Below are 604 nucleotides of genomic sequence, written 5' to 3'. Positions count from 1 at the left end.
GCCCTCCGCCCGCCACAGGGCGCGGAACGCGGCGCCGGCGCGGTCCTCGCCGAGTGCGGTCACCATCGCCACGCGCGCGCCGCTGCGCGCGGCGGCAACGGCGGCGTTGGAGGCGTCGCCGCCGAAGCCCTCCAGATAGAGGCGCCGGCCGTCGCCGCTGTCCGGCTGCTGGTTGAACTCCAGCATCGGTTCGCCGAAGCAGAGCAGGTCGCTCATGCCTGCATGAGCCCGAGCACGTCGCGCGCCGCGGCCTCCACCGCCGCACGCTCGCCCCGCGCCAGCAGCCCTTCGTCCACCAGCCGCCCGCCGATGCCGACGAAGGCGGCGCCGGCGGCGAAGTAGTCGGGCGCGTTGCGGGCATCCACGCCGCCGGTCGGGCAGAAGACCACGTCGGGGAAGACGGCGCGCAGCGCCTTGATGTGCGCGGGCCCGCCGGCGGAGGACGCCGGGAAGATCTTCACCGCATCGGCACCCGCGGCGAGGGCCGCGCGCACCTCGGTCGGCGTCATGGCGCCGAGCAGCGCGCAGGCGCCGCGGGCGCGCGCGGCCTCCGCCACCGCGGCATCCACCCAGGGCGCGACGAGGAAGCGCGCGCCGGCGTCGA

Annotated in this window: 2 protein-coding genes; both read right to left on the bottom strand. The window is 77.5% G+C overall.

Features of this window, described 5'->3' with window-relative positions; genetic code table 11:
* Positions 1 to 216 (bottom strand): PfkB family carbohydrate kinase (locus L2I40_RS24200; RefSeq protein ID WP_237217873.1); only part of this gene is annotated, 216 nt, incomplete at its 3' end.
* The coding region (locus L2I40_RS24195) for a bifunctional 4-hydroxy-2-oxoglutarate aldolase/2-dehydro-3-deoxy-phosphogluconate aldolase (protein WP_372491119.1) at positions 213 to 604 on the bottom strand (392 nt) is incomplete at its 5' end. The genes L2I40_RS24200 and L2I40_RS24195, both read right to left, overlap by 4 nt.

The sequence above is a fragment of the Falsiroseomonas oryziterrae genome, assembly GCF_021864505.1.
In the GTDB taxonomy this organism is placed as follows: domain Bacteria; phylum Pseudomonadota; class Alphaproteobacteria; order Acetobacterales; family Acetobacteraceae; genus Falsiroseomonas; species Falsiroseomonas oryziterrae.
Note: the sequence above shows the minus strand (reverse complement) of the source record. Positions and strands in the feature narration are given on the sequence as shown.